This window comes from Priestia sp. YIM B13489, from assembly GCF_042787645.1.
Taxonomy (GTDB): domain Bacteria; phylum Bacillota; class Bacilli; order Bacillales; family Bacillaceae_H; genus Priestia; species Priestia megaterium.
Genome location: NZ_JBHZOQ010000053.1, coordinates 1399636 through 1417102 on the forward strand (window position 1 = coordinate 1399636; position 17467 = coordinate 1417102).

Below are 17467 nucleotides of genomic sequence, written 5' to 3' on the forward strand. Positions count from 1 at the left end.
TCATGTGTGTATGTTCTACTTTTTCCAATATAAAAGAGGTCTATGACGATTTGACGAAAGTTTACAAATTAAATTTGCTAATGAGCGCTGTTAATTGTTCTGCCATTTGAGACAGAGATTGTGCGGAAACAGCAATTTCCTCCATTGAAGCCAGCTGTTCTTCAGTTGATGCGGCCACTTCTTCAGATGTAGCTGCATTTCCTTTAGCAAGGATCGCCATTTCACCTGCTGTACGAGCCACTTCTTCAACCGCTGCTGAAATTTGCTGAGCAGTCGCAGCCACTTCTTCTACTTGCGGAGTCGTTTCATTCATGCTGCTTAGAATTTGTTCAAATTTTTGAATAGCCGTTTGTGAAATTGTTCGTCCTTCTTCAACTTTGTTTGTAACTTGCTCCATTGTATTTACAGATTCCTGAGTATCTTGTTGAATAGCTTGAATAAGCTCAGAAATTTGAGACGCGGACACTTGTGATTGTTCTGCCAGCTTTCTCACTTCCGCTGCTACAACGGAAAATCCTTTTCCATGTTCTCCAGCTCGTGCCGCTTCGATTGCAGCATTTAAGGCTAGTAAATTTGTTTGAGCAGCAATACCGCTGATTACTTCTAAAATGGTTCCAACTTCTTTTGAACGTTGAAACAAAGTACGAATCGTTGTATTAGATAGCTCAACGGATTGAGAAATGGATTCCATTTGTTCGACCGTTTCTCTCACGGCTTTTTCGCCTTCTACAGCTTCAGACGTTGTGTGATTTGATAGCTGAGAAACAGCTTCTGTACGCTGAGCAATAGTAGAAACTCCTTGTACAATCTCATCTAAAGAAGCTGCATTTTGGTCAATAACAGCCGTTTGTTTTTCCGCGCTAGAAGCCACTTCTTGTATCGCAACTGATACTTGTTCAGTCGCAGCGCTCGTTTGCTGTGAGCTGGCCGTTAGCTCTTCTGAAGAAGCAGCCACTTGCTCTGCACTCATTTCAACATTTTGAATTAATGTGCGAAGATTGTTTTGCATCTGACTAAAAGCATACCCTAACTCGCCGATTTCATCCTTTGAATTGACGGTAATCGCTGTTGTCAGATCTCCTTCACTAACGCTCAGAGCCTGATTCTTAAGCTGTTTGAGCGGTTTAATAATCGATTGCAACACCACAAAAATGGTAAGACTCCCGATTATCAGACAAACTACAATGATAAATAGTGTTTTGTAAAAGATAGGCTGTGCAGCTTCACTAACTTCTGATGAATACATAGTGCCTGCAACTTTCCAGCTTGTTGTTTTATTTGTCGTAAAGACCATCTTTTTTTCATCCCCGTTAAAGGTATATTCAAAAGACCCAGAGCTCTTTGCATAAAGCTTGTCAAAAAGAGAATCTGTCGCTTTTGTACCTGCTTTTTCCGCAGGGTGAACAATATATTTTCTTTCTCCATCTAAAAGAAATGGATATCCTTTTTCTCCGATTTTTACTTTGCTGACAGCTTTATTAATGCGGCTAATATCTAAATTTAAAGCAATAACCCCTGTGCCATCCGCCGATGTTTTCGCTACAGTAATAACGGTCTGACCTGTAGAGGCTGATGGATAAGGTTCAGTGACAACTGTTTTTCCTTTGTTTTGCATGGCTAGCTTGTACCAATCTCGTTTTCTGGGATCATAGCCTGCTTGTAGCACTTTTTTAGGCGATTGAATAAACTTTCCCTGCTGATTTCCTGTAAAAATGCTGATAGCCTCTGGATGAAGCGAAGCATATAAGTTAAAATTTCCCCTTAAAGTAGCCATATCTTTTTCATTGTAGCGCTCGTTGTTTACCACTGATGCAAAAAACTCTACATCATGAATTTTTGGTCCAATGGTATCGTCAATCACTGAATTAATAGACTGTACATTTTGCTGTGCTGTGTTAATAATTTGGTTTTCAATTTCATGTTTCGCCGTTATGTAAGCTGATACACCTATCGTAACAGATGGCACCAATAAGATCGCTGCAAATGCTAGCACCAGCTTTGTCTTAAAGTTATTAAGGGACCTTTTTTTTCTTACTCTCTCCATGCTATGTAGCCTCTCTCTCTGTAGTTAAAAGTGATCGTGCACTTTCTTTCTATCGGCAAGACTTCATATTCCTTTAGTCATCGAGTGTATACATAATTAACAATGGGAGTGAAAAGATAAGAGTACGATAAAAAAAGTAGGTGATTTTAATGGAAGAAAGTAAAAACAGCAAGTCTTTTTCAATGTTTGAAACAGAAAAGGTTCAGCGCGGGGAAGAACAAGATATTTTTAATATCTATAAAGAAGGAGTAAAAATTGCGGAAGTACGAGGAACGGATCCTCAAACTCAGCAGGTTATTCCGATGCATGACTTAAATGATTACGAAGAAAATAAGCTTCACGAATATATTGCTCATTTAGACCATACAACGTAAAAATGCTAAAACAAGAGTCCTCTCTTGTTTTAGTCTTTAGAATCATAAAAAACATGTTCAAAACGCAGCGTGTTTTTTTGTATGTACAGAAGTCCAAACGAAAATTGCTTTTCCCGCCGCTTGTCAGTAGCGGAACCTGGATTAAACAACGTAATATCACCAATTTGTTTATGAAGAGGAATGTGAGAATGACCAAAAATTACTGCGTCGACTTGTTCATGTTCAAATGCCAAAAGTGCACGTTTTTCAGTCGTTTTTCCTTTGCCATGACCGTGGGTTACGCCAATCGTAACGTCGTCAAACGGAAGAAGTAATGAAGATGGAAGTACTTGCTGAAGCTCTTCACTGTCTACATTTCCAATTACCCCATGTACAGGAGCAAACACACGCAGGTCATTGTAGACATCTATCGTTTGAAAATCCCCCGTATGAATAATAGCATCAGCTGTTTTCAGTTCGGCTAAGAGTCTTTTCGGAAAATGTTTCGCTCTTTTTGGAATATGAGTGTCACCTAAAATAACAATCTTCATTTATGATACGCTCCTTTTTCATTCAATATGGTGTAGTGTAGCGTATTGCGTTGGAATGAAGCAACTCTATCCGGAGCGTCAGGCAAAAAATTTCTCTTTTTCGTTTAAGTTTGCGAAAATACGTTACATACCAAGTTACAGAATGGAGTTTTCAAAATGGAAGTAAAAATTAATCGAAACGCAGCAAAAGTGTTAAAAAATGCATTGGCTAGCCCAGAAGGTCAAGGAAAAATGATTCGTGTATATGTAACTATCGACCACGGTGATCACGCGCATTATGATTGGAAATTCGATACGCCGACTGAACATGATGAAATCGTAAAAACAGATAAAGATATCGATATCGTTTTAGATAAACGCGAGAAATTTTTAGAAGGCGTATGGATTCAATATTTCCACGTTCCAGAGCCTGAATTTGTGATTAGCAGCCTTCACCACGCGCATCACCATCATTAATACAAAAAACACACCTTGTTTTATAGGTGTGTTTTTTCGTTTGTGTGACAAGCAAAAATTTTATTGATAAGAAGAAGAGATAAAATTTTGTTGAAGCAATAAAAATGAGCTATAGTGGAATTACGGATGAAAGAAAAGAGGTTAGCGTATGAAAGTAAGTGTGTTAGTAAGGTCTATTTTAGTTGTTATTTTATATAATTTATTCGTTCTGTACATCGGATGGAACGCTTGGATGTGGTTTCACACAATGTTTGAAGTGGAAAACAAATGGATTCTTACAGTGATCGTTGTCTTTTTTGCTTATTCCTTTATCATCAGTCGTGCGTTTCAACAAGTGAGCATATTTAAAATTGTGGGATCGTACTGGTTAGGATTTATTCAATATTCGGTTCTTTTGCTTCCTATAAGTAATTTAGCCGTCTATATCCTTACTCTTCTAGGCGCTTCGCTTTCTACAGCTATCGATTCAATTGGATTTTTCGTAATTGCCGCTTTTTCATTCATTTTTGCTTACGGTACGTATAATGCTTACAGTCCTGTGGTAAGAAAATATACGATTTCGCTTGCTAAAAAGACGAATCGGAAAAACCTTCGCATTGCTGTAGCATCTGATATGCACTTTGGCACATTGTCCGGCAAAAAACATTTGCAGCGGTTAATCACTCATGTACAAAAGATACAGCCGGATCTTATTTTACTTCCTGGAGATATTATTGACGATGATCCCCACGTATTCTTTAAAAAAGAAATGGATTCTATGATGAAGCAGCTCAAAGCGCCTTTAGGCACGTATGGAATTTTGGGAAACCATGAGTATTACGGCGGGAAGATCCCTCAGTTTGTGGAGAGAATGAAAGAAATGAACATCCCTATTTTAATGGATGAAGTGTTAAATATAGGTGATAGCTTGTATTTAATAGGCAGAAAAGACAAGACGGACAAAAATCGAGACAGCTTTTTCGATTTAGCGAGTGAAACGGATCGTTCTCTTCCTGTCATTGCGATGGATCATCAGCCGCTTTCTTTAAAAGAAGCGGAACAAGCAGGCGTGGATTTACTTCTATGCGGCCATACTCACAGAGGACAAATGGCACCTAATCATTTAATCACAAAGCGGTTATTTGAAATTGATTGGGGCTACAAGCAAAATAACCAACTGCATACCATTGTCTCTTCAGGATTTGGCTTTTGGGGTCCTCCGCTTCGAATCGGGAGCCGATCAGAAATTATTCAAATTGATATTTCGTTTACAAAATAGAGAAAGCCCTAGGGCTTTCTCTATTTTAATGTACGCAACAACGTCGGAAGCTCTGCATAAATGGCGACTACTTCATCTACTTTCAATCGAACGAGCCCGCTCGAAGACGGGGCAACAAAGTCCATTATTCCTGATACCATCGATTTCTCTTGTTTACCCCACTTTACTTGCTTGCGTCCGCTGTACTGCTGGTAGACACCTTTTCCAACAAAGCAAACGATTTTAGGCGTATATGTAGCTATTTTTTTCTTTAAGATTTCTCTGCCTTCTGCATATTCTTCTTTGGTAATCTCATCAGCTGCTTTTGTAGGACGCTCTACAATATTTGTTAAACCGTACCCCAGCTGGAGCAGCGAGTGATCTTCCTCCGGATGATATTTACGATCTGTCAAACCTGCTTTGTGAAGAATCGTCCAGAAGCGATTGGTTGGATTCGCAAAATGATGACCCGTTTCACCTGAACGGATGCTTGGATTAAACCCGACAAATAAAATATCTAAGTTGGGGTGTATATGATCAAAAATAGAATTCATAGTCATACGCTCCTTACAATATAAAAAGAAAACATCCAGATGGGATGTTTTCTTTTTACTATACCCTATTAAATACGAACTACGCGTCCGTTGAATTTTTGTTTCCAGTAGCCGCTGCTCATGTTTGCAATTGCAACACCTGTTGAGCTTTGAGCACCGATGAACTTGCCGCCTCCTACATAAATGCCAACGTGGCCGTCTTTTTTATATGTATCGAAGAAAACAAGATCGCCAGGCTGCATTTGACTAGAAGACACTTGTGTTCCAGCATGCTTTAACGTTTCTGTACTTACAGATCCAAGAGGTCCAAGGTTAACGCCAACTTGAGAATATGCCCAGTGTACGAATGACGAGCAGTCAAATAAGCCGTGGCTAATATCAGACTGGCTGCGTCCACCGCCAAATACGTAAGCAGAGTTTCCAATCCAGCGGTTTCCTACTGTTACAACATTGCTAGCTTTTGGAGCTGGAGCGCTTGTAGGTGCCACATCATTGCTGCTTGCTTTTGGTGCTTCTGCCTTAACAGAAGATGAATCGGCTTTTTCAGCTGGTGCAGCCGCTGCTTTTTGAGCTTGCTCAGCTGCTTTCTTGGCTGCCTCTTTAGCCGCTTGTTCAGCTGCTTTTCTTGCTGCTTCTTCTGCAGCTTTTTGATCTTTAATATTTTGTTCAAGCGTAGACTGTTCATTTGCAAGAGAGCTGTCTTTTGATTGTAGAGAAGCTTTTAGTTCTTCATTTTTTGCTTCTTTATCTTTTAGTTCTTTTGCCAATGCATCTTTTTGTTTCTTTTGAGCTGCTAGCTGGACAGTCATTTCATCCAGTTCTGCCTTCATGTCTTCTAAGCTAGCAAGCTTAGACTTAACATCCGCTTGTTTTGTTTTTAATTCGTCTTGCATATTTTTAGTTTCTTTTAAAATACCACGGTCTGCATCTACAATAGTTGAAACAGCTAGCGCGCGGTCTACAAAATCACCAAAACTTGAAGAACCAAGTAAAACTTGTAAATACTCTACGTTACCGCCGCTTTCCTGGAGGGAACGTGCACGATCTTTTAAAATATCGTTTCGCTTTTCAAGTTTTTCTTGAAGCAGCTTAATTTCTTTTTCAAGCTGCTCTACTTGTTTAGACGTTTCTTTAATATCGGCTTCTGTTTTTTGGGCTTTTTTATTGTTTTCTTCTTCTGCTATTGTTAATCGCTCAAGCTGTGCTTTCATTTGATCTTGTTCTGCTTGAAGGCGTGTTAATTCATCAGAAGCTGCTTTGATGTTAGATTGCACATCTTGACGCTGATTTTGAATTTGCGATTTTTGTGATTCCATATCCTGAATGGTAGAGGCATACGCTGGAGTTGATAAAACTCCTCCCAGGCCTAATAAAACCGTTGTGTTAAGTAAAAGCATTTTCTTTTTCAATATGAATTCCTCCGCTTTCTCGCTCTGTTAAACTAGTAATTTCTAATTATGTATCAATATGTATAAAAGTCTTACAATTTATGTAAAGTTCACTGTATTTGTCGATAAATAGCTAAATATGCTAATGAAAATCTACGAAAATTATACCACGATAAACGTTGAAAAAAAGAATAACAATATTACAATTGTATTTCAGTAATGTAACATTTAAAGCTTGTGTATACATTCATCTTTCACCTGCAAAAATATACCTTTATATCCCTGTTAAAATAAATAATCTACCGGACTTTACACAGCACTGTTTTTAACATGATAAAATAGGCGATCAAGATTTTTTAAGCTGGTTGGATATAAGTTGTTGCTAAAGAGAACGTAATAATTTTTTAACATCCACGTCTATTTTTTACCTTTTTCTGCTATTTTTACAGTATTTGAAAATGATTTTCTGAAATAGTAACAAATCTATGTTTATCTGTTGTTTGCACGTGTTTAAAAAAAGGGTGATAGGTAATTATCAAACAATATTCGACAACGCTCGGATGAAGTCATACAAAAGACCTTCTCACGGTGAGGTGAGAAGGTCTTTTGTTAATCACGCTGCTGATAATAATGTTCTAAAGCTACAATTGCACTTCCCATTCTTTCTTGATCAGGAATAACAATACGATCTACTCCTTCTTCTTTTAAAGCAGCAGCGGTTACTTTTCCTACGGATACAGCTACTACAGAGCTTTTAAAAAGTTCTCGAATGTGATCAGCTTGTCCGTGTTCTCTTGCAAATGAAAATAAAAAGCGGGCCTGCGGAGCGCTTGTGAAATTAACAGCATCAATTTTTCCGCTTATTAATTCGTTTATAAGCTGTTCCATGACTTCTGCTTGTGGCGGAATATGCTGATACGGTAAAATCTCTTTAAATTGGGCTTTTTGATTCGAAAGAAAGTCAATTAATTTTGGTGCAGGATCTCCGTGAAGCTGAAGCGCTACATGCTTTCCTTCAAAAGAAAACGAATGAAGCGCCCTGACTAGTCCCGCTGTACTTCCATCATCATCTCGAACAGTTGGAGTAACACCGAGTTTTTTTAACATATTTACGGTTTTATACCCGCGTGCAGCAATATGAGCTGCTTGTAAAGAAGACAGAAATTCGTCGGCCAGCCCTAGCTTTTCTGCCGTTTTGTAAAGAATTTCTGTACCGACCCCTGTCGTAAAAATAAACCATTCATAATTTCCTTTTACCAGTTCTTTAATATCTGCTTCTAAATGTGTGTCATCTAAAAAGATTGTTCCTTGTGCAGGTCGTACAAGCGGGGTCCCGCCAAGGTTTTCAACAATTTTGCTGATTTCTTCTACTTTCCGCTGACCTACGAGTGCGACTGTTTTACCTTCTAATCGTTTCAATTGTCTACCTCCATTTTTCTATGTATGCTACTTTAATGATCCTTGATAACCTAGTTTTTCAGAAATTAGGCTCGCCGCTTCTGTTACTTTTTGAATAATGAACGGCAGTCTGTCTCCTTGAAATCTCGCTTCAATTCCCGCTACGCTAATGCCTGCAACCACTTCATTTTGATGATTTACAATCGGCGCGCTCACGGATGTTGTAAAGTTTTCTAATTCAGAGGTGCTAATGGTATACCCTTTTTCTTTTGCTTCTTTTAATACATTTCTTAGTTTCTTTTGATCTGTAATTGTTCCAATGCCTATTGGAGCCAGCTCCGTTTGAGTAATATATTCCTCTTGTTCTTTTTCGGGTAAATGCGCCAAGATAATGCGTGAACAAGCTCCCGCATAAAGAGGTGAACGCCTTCCAATTGATGTGTAGAGACGCACTGGATGAAGCGTATCTACTTTTTCAATATACATAGCTTCATTCCCATCTCGTACAATTAAATTAACCGCTTCTTCTACTTCGTCTCGGAGCGTTTCCATTACAGGCTTTGCGATATTTCTAATATCTAAGCGATTAGCCACCAGCTGACCAAATTGCAAGAATAAAAGTCCTAGCGAATAGTATCCTTGCGCATCTTTTGTTAAAAATCCCATCTCTTCAAGCGAACCAACCATCCGGTGCAAAGAAGTTTTCGGAACGCCTGAATATTCCATCATTTCTGTGAAGGTCAGCTTAGGGTGCTTGATAAAAAGCGTGAGAATCTGCATGGATTTAACAACCGTTTTATTGTTAGCTTGCATAAAACCTTCTCCCTTATTTGTGCGAATACATGTATTTGATAGACGTATAGCTTACTAGCTAATCATATGTTCTTTTTATTATACATGAAGAAAAAAAGGAAAGCACTCCCTTATAAGAGCACTTTCCTTTCTTACACCGTTTCTAGTTCTTTAATTGAAATAGGATTACTTTCTAGAAATTTGGTTGTGAAATCCCCTTCTTTAAAAGAAGGATGGTTCAGTAATTCTAAATGAAAAGGAATGGTTGTATGAATACCGATAATGATAAATTCTTCGAGTGCGCGTTTCATTCGTTGAATCGCTTCATTTCGATCTTTCCCCGTTACAATTAATTTCGCCACCATTGAATCATAAAATGGGGAAATTTCATAGCCAGGGTAAACGGCGCTATCTACACGAACCCCGTAGCCGCCAGGAGGTAAATACATCTCGACTTTTCCAGGAGAAGGCATAAAGTTTTTAGCCGGATTTTCTGCATTGATCCGGCATTCAATTGCCCATCCCTTTAACTGAATGTCCTGCTGAGCAAATGATAGCAGGTAGCCTGCTGCTACTGAAATTTGTTCTTTAATTAAGTCAATGTTTGTTACAAGTTCTGTAACAGGATGTTCAACTTGAATTCGTGTATTCATTTCCATAAAGTAAAAATGCCCGTGCTTATCTAATAGAAACTCAACTGTTCCGACACCTGTATAATCAACTGCTTTAGCCGCCGAGACCGCCGCTTTGCCCATTTTAGCACGAAGGTTTTCGTCTACCGCAGGAGACGGAGCTTCTTCTACCAACTTTTGATGACGGCGTTGAATCGAACAATCTCGTTCACCTAAATGAACCACATTCCCTTCTTCATCCGCAATGATTTGAATTTCGATGTGTTTTGGCTCTTCTAAATATTTTTCAAGATATACGCCGCCGTTTCCAAAGGCAGTTTCTGCTTCATGCTGAGCTTGACGAATTGCTTTTTCTAGCTCTTCTTCGCTATGAGCCAGTCGCATTCCTTTTCCGCCACCGCCCGCTGTGGCTTTTACGATGATCGGATAACCTATTTCTCTTGCTACTGGCATAGCGGTGCTGCTATCTTCAATCAGTCCTTCCGTTCCAGGTACAATAGGCACGCCGGCTTGTTTCATTGTATCTCGTGCTACAGCTTTTGCTCCCATTTTACGGATAGCTTCTGCTTTTGGACCAATAAAGGTAACGTCATAGGATTCACACATCTCAGCAAAATCAGCATTTTCAGCTAAAAATCCGTATCCTGGATGAATAGCGTCTGCCTTGGTTACTTGCGCTACGGTAAGCAAATTACGAATATTTAAGTAGCTTTCTTTAGAAGACGTTTTGCCAATACAAAATGACTCATCTGCTAGCTTCACGTGAAGTGCATCTTTGTCTGCTTCTGAATAAACCGCCACGGTTGCAATCCCCATCTCTTTACAAGCCCGAATGATACGAACTGCAATCTCGCCGCGGTTTGCGATTAAGATCTTTTTAAACATAATGACTCCTCCTGACAGTATGTATATTTTAGTGTGATTTTACGGTAAATAATGGCTGTCCAAACTCTACAACATCCCCGTCTTTCACAAGAATTTCAAGCACTTCTCCTTCTATTCCCGCATCGACTTCGTTAAACAGCTTCATCGCTTCAATCACACATACAACATCTTTACGTTCAACTGTTTGTCCTACTTGAACGAAGGGATCGGCGTCTGCTTCTGGCTTGGCGTAAAACGTTCCGACCATTGGTGATAAAATTTGCTTTTCATTGTTTTCTGCTGCGTTTACAGACATAGAATCTTGAGGCGCTTGCTCAGTGGCATCGGCTTTTACTTCAGCTGTTTTCACTTCTGTAACAGCTGTGTCCTCTAAAGGAATTCCTGCTTTATCAATGACAACTTTTGTTCCTTCATGTTCAATATGGAGCTTTTGAATACCAGATTCATTCATTAATGAAACAACTTCTTGCAATTCACGTACGTTTATCATTTCTTGTCACTCCCGTTTTGTGTTATTTAGTTGACGCAAGGTTAATAGCAATCTTCAATTCTTGAAGCATCTGTTCTTTTTCTAAATAGATTCTTTCAGCTTCGTGAAGCAAAATGTGAGAAAAGTAAATGGATTCTCCAGGCTTTACTTGAGCTAAAAGCGGTAAATCCGCTGTGATGACTTGAGCAATTTTAGGGTATCCCCCCGTGGTTTGACGGTCCGCTAACAGAATGATGGGATTTCCATCCGGGGGGACTTGAACAGAACCTTGTGAAACGGCTTCAGACAATAACTCTTTTTTTTCTTGAAGCTGAAGAGAAGGTCCATCCATTCGATAGCCCATTCGATCTGATTGATTCGATACTTTAAAAGGCTCTTTCATAAAATGACTTTTGCTTTCAGCTGTAAATAAATCAAATTGACTGCCGTTCATAACGCGGACACCTGGTTTCTTTGTAAAATGAACAAATTCTTTATAATTTACGGACCATGAAGAAGTATATACTCCGTTTATCACTTCATTTGAAAGAAAAGCAGGCTTTGAAACAGCAGGAACAGATAGAGGTAAAACATCGTCTGTTTGTAATGCTCTTCCTTTGTAGCCCCCGATTTCACCTCTTAAATACGTACTTTTACTATTTAACACTTCATCAATAGCAAATCCTCCTGCTACAGATAGATAGGAACGACACCCAGTTTTGCAAGGACCAAATGATAAAGTGCTTCCTTTTAGAATAAATAAAGGTTTCCACATAGGTACTGGCTTTCCGTTGACCGAAGGAGTTAAATCGCCTCCTGTGATCGCTACTAAACAATCACTTTCTATTTCAAGGGTAGGTCCCATTAGCGTAATCTCAAGTCCCGCTTCATTTTCATCGTTACCAACTAGTAAATTAGCAATTCGAAGGGAATAAGAATCCATTGCACCGCTTACAATTACACCGTGCTGCTGAAACCCTCTTCTTCCTAAATCTTGAATGCTCGTTAATAACCCGGCTTTACTAACTCTTATACTCATTTTTCTCCCTCCTTTGCCCGTAGTTCTTGATACTCTTCTTTAGAGATAGGCTCGAATTTTACAATATCTCCAGCCTGCAGCAAACTTGGTGGGTTTTGTTCCGGCAAAAATAATTTAACGGGCGTTTGACCAATTAACTGCCATCCTCCGGGAGTGGAAATAGGATACACCCCTGTTTGCATTCCCGCAATACCAACCGAGCCAGCAGGAATAGAGGTGCGAGGAGATGGCCGGCGAGGCGTAGCAATTCTTTCAGATAACCCTCCGAGAAATGGAAATCCAGGAGCAAATCCAATCATATATGCTAAGTATTCGCCTTCAGAATGAATACTAATTACCTCTTCAGTTGTTAAGTTATGGTGACGAGCGACATATTCAAGGTCAGGTCCATACTCTCCTCCGTAGCAAACTGGAATAGAAACCGTACGATGGTTTAACGCTTTTTCTGTCTGTTCGTTTTCTAGTTTACTTTGAATGATAGAGGACACTACTTCAAAAGGAGAAACAAATTCTTTTTTCTCCTTCTTTTTCACGGCTGCTACAACTTCAAGGGGGTTATAAAAGATTGTCAGGTTCGTAAATGCCGGCACGCATTCGATAAATCCAGGAAAAGGATTTAATTCTATCGAATCTTTACACGCTTTAATTTGTTTATGAATGTCGTATTGAATGCTATCTCCAAACGTTATTACAAGCGCTGAGTCGCCAAGCGGAGAAATAACAGCCGATGCTTTTGTTACGGTTTGATTCATATCTACACCTCTTTCTTTTATAAAACACCTAGTTTTTCATCTCGAATATCTGTGATAAACATATGCCCCGGAGCATGTGTAATCATAATAGAAGGTTTTGTTTCCATTGCTACTGCTTGAGGGGTTACACCACAAGCCCAGAATACGGGCACTTCCCCTTCCTTAATTGAAACAGCATCGCCAAAATCCGGAGAGTGAAGGTCTTCAATGCCTATCGCAGCGGGATTTCCAATGTGAATAGGTCCTCCGTGCACAGCTGGAAAACGTGAAGTTACTTGGGCTGCCCGTACTACATCTTGTTGAGGAATTGGCCGCATACTAACTACCGTCGAGCCATGGAATATTCCCGCTTCAGCGCATGAAATATTTGTTTTATACATAGGAACATTACAATTTTCTTCAATGTGACGAACAGGTATGTCGTTGTTTAACAGTGCGTGTTCAAATGTAAAGCTGCAGCCGATAAGGAAAGCTACCATATCTTCTGTCCAGTAATCTGTGATATCGGTTACTTCTTTTACTAGTTCCCCATTTTCATAGATTCGATACTTTGGAATGTCTGTACGAATATCTCCCGACGGAGCTGCAAACTTCGGCACCGGAGATCCAGCGTCTGTGACATCTAAAAGAGGACACGATTTAGGGTTACGCTGACAGAACAATAGAAAGTCAAAAGCTTGTTGCTTTGGTAAAATAGCTAAATTAGCTTGAGCATAGCCATTTGCCATGCCTGCTGTTGGTTGAATAAGCTGGTTGTTACGGATTTGCTGACGAAGTTCAGCTGGATTTAGTTGCGAAAGGGTTGTCATGTTTCTCTCTCCCATCAGTGCCCCCACGCAACTTACGTGCGGGCTCACTGTTTTATTTAAATAATTGAGGAAGTTGATCCATTAACGTATAGCCGCCCATTAAAGCCATTACAATAACGACAAGTACACCAGAAATGGTAAGCCATAAAGGATGTTTATACTCGCCAACGATGCTTTTTTTGTATGCAGCAACCAGTAAAGTCCCAAGAGCGATCGGCAGAATTAATCCATTGATTGCTCCAACTAAAAGAAGAACTTTTACAGGTTTTCCAATTAAGACAAATGACAGAGTTGAAATAATAATAAATCCAATAATAATCCAGTTTGAGTTTTTATTAAGTTTTTCACTAAACGTTTGAATAAACGAAACAGATGTATAAGCAGCTCCTACCACAGACGTAATAGCGGCAGACCACATAACAATACCAAAGATTTTATACCCGACGTTTCCTGCTGCGAGCTGAAACACGGATGCTGGAGGATTGGCTGGGTCAATTTGTAAACCTTTAGACACAACGCCAAGTACAGCTAAAAACAAAGCGATTCGCATAACGGAAGTGATAAGAATTCCTGTTACAGAACTTTTTGTTACTTGAGGTAAAGAATCGATGCCTTTTACGCCGGCATCTAAAAGACGATGTCCACCAGCAAAGGTGATATAACCACCGACTGTTCCTCCAACAAGCGTAACGATCGCAATGATGTCGATTTTGTCAGGTGTAAAAGATTTCACTACAGCTTCTCCAACGGGAGGTGAAGTGGTAGCGGCTACATATAGCATCAGCCCAATCATGACAAAACCTGCAATTTGCGTGAAGCGATCCATTGCTTTTCCAGCTTCTTTTACAACGAAGATTAATACAGCAATAACTGCACTAATTGCAGCGCCAGCTGTTGGAGAAATACCCGTAATCGCATTTAATCCAAGCCCCGCACCGGCAATATTTCCAATATTGAAAGCAAGTCCTCCAATAACAATTAAAATAGCGAGCACGTATCCTAATCCAGGAAATACCATATTGGCGATTTCTTGTCCTCGTTTTTCAGAAACGGCAATAATTCTCCATACGTTGGTTTGAGCAAAAATATCAAGAATAATTGAAATTAAAATAACGAATCCGAAGCTTGCAGCTAAATTTTGTGTAAATACGGTAGTTTGAGTTAAAAAGCCTGGTCCAATAGCCGATGTGGCCATTAAAAAAGCGGCTCCAAGCATTAACGTCCAGTTTACTTTAGGCGCAGCCGAAAGCTTTTGCTGAGGTGTTGATTTTTTAATTGGCTCCAATATCATCTTCCTCCTGATTGTATGTAGTTTTTATTTTGAAATAGCCTTAACTACCACTTCTGATGCTCGTAAAGAACGGTTGACATGACGGGCAAATTCAAGTGCGTGAGCTCCGTCTCCATGGATGCAAATCGTATCTGCCTGCAATTCTACATCCTTACCTTGCTGAGATTTTACCTTCCCTTCTTTCACCATTGTAATAACTTGAGAAACAGCTTCGTCGTCATTTTCAATTAAAGCATTTGGTTCTGTACGAGAAGTGAGAGAACCGTCTAACTGATAGGTACGGTCTGCAAATACTTCGTTAGCCGTCTTTAAACCAATTCTGTTACCTGCTTGAATCAGTTCACTTCCAGATAACCCAAATAAAATCAGCTCAGGATTTACGTTGTAAACAGCTTTTGCTATTGCTTCAGACAACGCTTCGTTTTTAGCAGCCATGTTATACAGTGCACCGTGAGGTTTTACATGCTGCATTGATAACCCTTCTGCTTGCAAAAAACCGTTTAATGCCCCAATTTGATAGATCACGATATCGTAGGCTTCCTGAGGTGAAATATTCATGTTTCTGCGTCCAAAACCAATAAGGTCCTGCAGACCAGGATGAGCCCCAATTTGCACTTTTTTTTCAGCGGCCAATTTTACCGTTTTTCTCATAACGCTCGGATCCCCTGCGTGAAATCCACAGGCAACGTTCACAGACGTCACGTGCTCTAAAATGGCTTCATCATTGCCAATACGATAAGAACCAAAGCTTTCCCCTAAATCACAGTTTAAATCTACTTTAATCAATGCATTCTTCCCCCTTAACCCCTTAAATGTAAGCGTAATCATTTGCAGATAGTAAATGAAATTCAAGCTTTATTATCTGCATCGATACTTCAAGTTCCGTTTTTCGGAACCGCAGTACCGTTTTTCAGTTATATTTGGATTTTAGCACGAGATGATGAATTGAACAACAACATTGTCAGAATATTTGACATAGTCATTATTTTCACTTGGATAATAATCCCTTATTTTATTGCTATCTTCTATCTATAGCCTTAATATAACGCAGCCGCTTAATGTCATTAGACACAGTAAATAACTAGGTTGTCAGAATAATTACTAGTTCAAAATAATCAAAATGAAATTTTCGTTGTAATCGTTTTCAAATAGGTGCTATATTTCAATTGTAGTCAATTTATGCAAACGATTGCAAAAAAAGGGGATGAAACGATGAAAGGGAAAAAATGGACAGCTTTAGCTCTAACACTGCCGCTGGCTGCTAGCTTATCAACAGGCGTTCACGCCGAAACTGTACATAAAGGTAAAGCTCCAACAGCAGATAAAAACGGTGTCTTTTATGAGGTGTATGTAAACTCTTTTTACGATGCAAATAAAGATGGACATGGTGATTTAAAAGGTCTTACACAAAAGCTGGACTATTTAAATGACGGAAATTCTCATACAAAGAATGATCTTCAAGTAAACGGGATTTGGATGATGCCAGTCAACCCTTCTCCTAGCTATCATAAATATGATGTAACGGATTATTATAACATTGATCCGCAGTACGGAAATCTGCAAGATTTTCGCAAGCTGATGAAAGAAGCAGACAAACGAGACGTAAAAGTCATTATGGACCTTGTTGTGAATCATACGAGCAGCGAACACCCTTGGTTTCAAGCTGCGTTAAAAGATAAAAACAGCAAGTACAGAGATTACTATATTTGGGCTGATAAAAATACCGACTTGAATGAAAAAGGATCTTGGGGACAGCAAGTATGGCATAAAGCTCCAAACGGAGAGTATTTTTACGGAACGTTTTGGGAAGGAATGCCTGACTTAAATTACGATAACCCTGAAGTAAGAAAAGAAATGATTAACGTCGGAAAGTTTTGGCTAAAGCAAGGCGTTGATGGCTTCCGCTTAGATGCTGCGCTTCATATTTTTAAAGGTCAAACGCCTGAAGGCGCTAAGAAAAATATTCTGTGGTGGAATGAGTTTAGAGATGCGATGAAAAAAGAAAACCCTAACGTATATCTAACGGGTGAAGTATGGGATCAGCCTGAAGTGGTAGCTCCTTACTATCAATCGCTTGATTCCCTATTTAACTTTGATTTAGCAGGGAAAATTGTCAGTTCTGTAAAAGCAGGAAATGATCAAGGAATCGCCACTGCAGCAGCGGCAACGGATGAGCTGTTCAAATCATACAATCCAAATAAAATTGACGGCATTTTCTTAACCAACCATGACCAAAACCGCGTCATGAGTGAACTGAGCGGCGATGTGAACAAAGCAAAATCAGCTGCTTCTATCTTACTTACGCTTCCTGGCAACCCGTATATTTATTACGGTGAAGAAATTGGCATGACCGGTGAAAAGCCTGATGAGTTAATCCGTGAACCGTTCCGCTGGTACGAAGGAAACGGACTTGGACAAACCAGCTGGGAAACACCTGTATATAACAAAGGCGGCAACGGCGTGTCTGTAGAAGCACAAACCAAACAAAAGGATTCTTTGTTAAATCATTACCGTGAAATGATTCGCGTGCGTCAGCAGCATGAAGAGTTAGTAAAAGGAACGCTTCAATCTATTTTAGTAGACAGTAAAGAAGTTGTTGCCTATAGCCGTACGTATAAAGACAACTCGATTAGCGTGTATCATAATATTTCAAATCAACCGGTAAAAGTATCTGTAGCAGCAAAAGGTAAATTAATTTTTGCTAGTGAAAAAGGTGCTAAAAAAGTCAAGAATCAGCTTGTGATTCCGGCTAATACAACGGTTTTAATAAAATAATAGAAAACACCTTCGAGTGATTACCTGGTAATCACTCGAAGG

At 39.4% G+C, this 17467-nt stretch carries 17 protein-coding genes; 4 read left to right on the forward strand and 13 right to left on the reverse strand.

All coding sequences use genetic code 11. From position 1 onward, the window contains the following. Positions 1–61: 61 nt before the first annotated feature. The gene (locus tag ACFX4W_RS13020) at positions 62–2044 is read right to left on the reverse strand and encodes a methyl-accepting chemotaxis protein (protein ID WP_377559490.1); all 1983 of its coding nucleotides are present in this window, start codon (positions 2042–2044) and stop codon (positions 62–64) included. Positions 2045–2193: 149 nt separating this feature from the next. Here ACFX4W_RS13020 and ACFX4W_RS13025 point away from each other — a divergent pair, with 149 nt between their 5' ends. Next, positions 2194–2418, forward strand: coding sequence for a hypothetical protein (locus ACFX4W_RS13025; RefSeq protein ID WP_043982590.1), 225 nt, complete (start codon positions 2194–2196; stop codon positions 2416–2418). 29 nt (positions 2419–2447) lie between these two features. Here the strand turns inward: ACFX4W_RS13025 and ACFX4W_RS13030 are convergent, their stop codons facing one another. After that, positions 2448–2948 (reverse strand): metallophosphoesterase family protein, encoded by a 501-nt coding sequence (locus tag ACFX4W_RS13030; RefSeq protein ID WP_043982592.1) that lies wholly within the window; start codon positions 2946–2948, stop codon positions 2448–2450. Positions 2949–3104: 156 nt separating this feature from the next. Here ACFX4W_RS13030 and ACFX4W_RS13035 point away from each other — a divergent pair, with 156 nt between their 5' ends. Continuing rightward, on the forward strand, positions 3105–3404 hold the full coding sequence (locus ACFX4W_RS13035) for a hypothetical protein (RefSeq protein ID WP_013083290.1): 300 nt from the start codon (positions 3105–3107) through the stop codon (positions 3402–3404). Positions 3405–3552: 148 nt separating this feature from the next. Beyond that, on the forward strand, positions 3553–4662 hold the full coding sequence (locus tag ACFX4W_RS13040; protein WP_237074938.1) for a metallophosphoesterase: 1110 nt from the start codon (positions 3553–3555) through the stop codon (positions 4660–4662). A gap of 20 nt (positions 4663–4682) precedes the next feature. Here the strand turns inward: ACFX4W_RS13040 and mug are convergent, their stop codons facing one another. The 11 genes from mug to pxpA form a co-directional block, all read right to left on the reverse strand. Then, positions 4683–5195 (reverse strand): G/U mismatch-specific DNA glycosylase, encoded by a 513-nt coding sequence (mug, locus tag ACFX4W_RS13045; RefSeq protein ID WP_377559491.1) that lies wholly within the window; start codon positions 5193–5195, stop codon positions 4683–4685. Positions 5196–5263: 68 nt separating this feature from the next. Beyond that, on the reverse strand, positions 5264–6604 hold the full coding sequence (locus ACFX4W_RS13050; RefSeq protein WP_097823338.1) for a coiled-coil domain-containing protein: 1341 nt from the start codon (positions 6602–6604) through the stop codon (positions 5264–5266). A 588-nt stretch (positions 6605–7192) separates the two neighbouring features. Next, positions 7193–8002 (reverse strand): uroporphyrinogen-III synthase, encoded by an 810-nt coding sequence (locus tag ACFX4W_RS13055; protein ID WP_043982599.1) that lies wholly within the window; start codon positions 8000–8002, stop codon positions 7193–7195. A 27-nt stretch (positions 8003–8029) separates the two neighbouring features. Next, complete coding sequence (locus ACFX4W_RS13060) at positions 8030–8794, reverse strand: IclR family transcriptional regulator (RefSeq protein ID WP_043982600.1); 765 nt, start codon at positions 8792–8794, stop codon at positions 8030–8032. Between the two features lie 131 nt (positions 8795–8925). Beyond that, positions 8926–10290, reverse strand: a complete 1365-nt coding sequence (gene accC / locus ACFX4W_RS13065) for an acetyl-CoA carboxylase biotin carboxylase subunit (protein WP_043982601.1) — start codon at positions 10288–10290, stop codon at positions 8926–8928. A gap of 28 nt (positions 10291–10318) precedes the next feature. After that, a complete protein-coding gene (accB, locus tag ACFX4W_RS13070) occupies positions 10319–10780 on the reverse strand; it encodes an acetyl-CoA carboxylase biotin carboxyl carrier protein (protein WP_043982602.1) in 462 nt (153 codons plus the stop codon). A gap of 22 nt (positions 10781–10802) precedes the next feature. Beyond that, on the reverse strand, positions 10803–11798 hold the full coding sequence (locus ACFX4W_RS13075; RefSeq protein ID WP_043982603.1) for a 5-oxoprolinase subunit C family protein: 996 nt from the start codon (positions 11796–11798) through the stop codon (positions 10803–10805). Beyond that, positions 11795–12550: a 5-oxoprolinase subunit PxpB gene (gene pxpB, locus ACFX4W_RS13080; protein ID WP_043982604.1), complete on the reverse strand. Its 756-nt coding sequence runs from the start codon at positions 12548–12550 to the stop codon at positions 11795–11797. The genes ACFX4W_RS13075 and pxpB overlap by 4 nt, the downstream gene beginning before the upstream one ends. 17 nt (positions 12551–12567) lie before the next feature. Beyond that, positions 12568–13359, reverse strand: a complete 792-nt coding sequence (locus ACFX4W_RS13085; RefSeq protein WP_043982606.1) for a putative hydro-lyase — start codon at positions 13357–13359, stop codon at positions 12568–12570. Between the two features lie 52 nt (positions 13360–13411). After that, positions 13412–14575: an NRAMP family divalent metal transporter gene (locus tag ACFX4W_RS13090; protein ID WP_225049783.1), complete on the reverse strand. Its 1164-nt coding sequence runs from the start codon at positions 14573–14575 to the stop codon at positions 13412–13414. Between the two features lie 99 nt (positions 14576–14674). Further along, positions 14675–15436, reverse strand: a complete 762-nt coding sequence (gene pxpA / locus ACFX4W_RS13095; protein WP_377559495.1) for a 5-oxoprolinase subunit PxpA — start codon at positions 15434–15436, stop codon at positions 14675–14677. A gap of 393 nt (positions 15437–15829) precedes the next feature. Here pxpA and ACFX4W_RS13100 point away from each other — a divergent pair, with 393 nt between their 5' ends. Next, positions 15830–17425, forward strand: a complete 1596-nt coding sequence (locus ACFX4W_RS13100) for an alpha-amylase family glycosyl hydrolase (protein WP_308115087.1) — start codon at positions 15830–15832, stop codon at positions 17423–17425. The last annotated feature ends 42 nt before the right edge of the window (positions 17426–17467 follow it).

Coding starts and splice junctions, on each gene's coding strand:
- ACFX4W_RS13020 (WP_377559490.1), bottom strand. CDS start 2,044: ATGGAGAGAGTAAGAAAAAAAAGGTCCCTTAATAACTTTAAGACAAAG.
- ACFX4W_RS13025 (WP_043982590.1), top strand. CDS start 2,194: ATGGAAGAAAGTAAAAACAGCAAGTCTTTTTCAATGTTTGAAACAGAA.
- ACFX4W_RS13030 (WP_043982592.1), bottom strand. CDS start 2,948: ATGAAGATTGTTATTTTAGGTGACACTCATATTCCAAAAAGAGCGAAA.
- ACFX4W_RS13035 (WP_013083290.1), top strand. CDS start 3,105: ATGGAAGTAAAAATTAATCGAAACGCAGCAAAAGTGTTAAAAAATGCA.
- ACFX4W_RS13040 (WP_237074938.1), top strand. CDS start 3,553: ATGAAAGTAAGTGTGTTAGTAAGGTCTATTTTAGTTGTTATTTTATAT.
- mug (WP_377559491.1), bottom strand. CDS start 5,195: ATGAATTCTATTTTTGATCATATACACCCCAACTTAGATATTTTATTT.
- ACFX4W_RS13060 (WP_043982600.1), bottom strand. CDS start 8,794: ATGCAAGCTAACAATAAAACGGTTGTTAAATCCATGCAGATTCTCACG.
- accC (WP_043982601.1), bottom strand. CDS start 10,290: ATGTTTAAAAAGATCTTAATCGCAAACCGCGGCGAGATTGCAGTTCGT.
- accB (WP_043982602.1), bottom strand. CDS start 10,780: ATGATAAACGTACGTGAATTGCAAGAAGTTGTTTCATTAATGAATGAA.
- ACFX4W_RS13075 (WP_043982603.1), bottom strand. CDS start 11,798: ATGAGTATAAGAGTTAGTAAAGCCGGGTTATTAACGAGCATTCAAGAT.
- pxpB (WP_043982604.1), bottom strand. CDS start 12,550: ATGAATCAAACCGTAACAAAAGCATCGGCTGTTATTTCTCCGCTTGGC.
- ACFX4W_RS13085 (WP_043982606.1), bottom strand. CDS start 13,359: ATGACAACCCTTTCGCAACTAAATCCAGCTGAACTTCGTCAGCAAATC.
- ACFX4W_RS13090 (WP_225049783.1), bottom strand. CDS start 14,575: ATGCTTGGAGCCGCTTTTTTAATGGCCACATCGGCTATTGGACCAGGC.
- ACFX4W_RS13100 (WP_308115087.1), top strand. CDS start 15,830: ATGCAAACGATTGCAAAAAAAGGGGATGAAACGATGAAAGGGAAAAAA.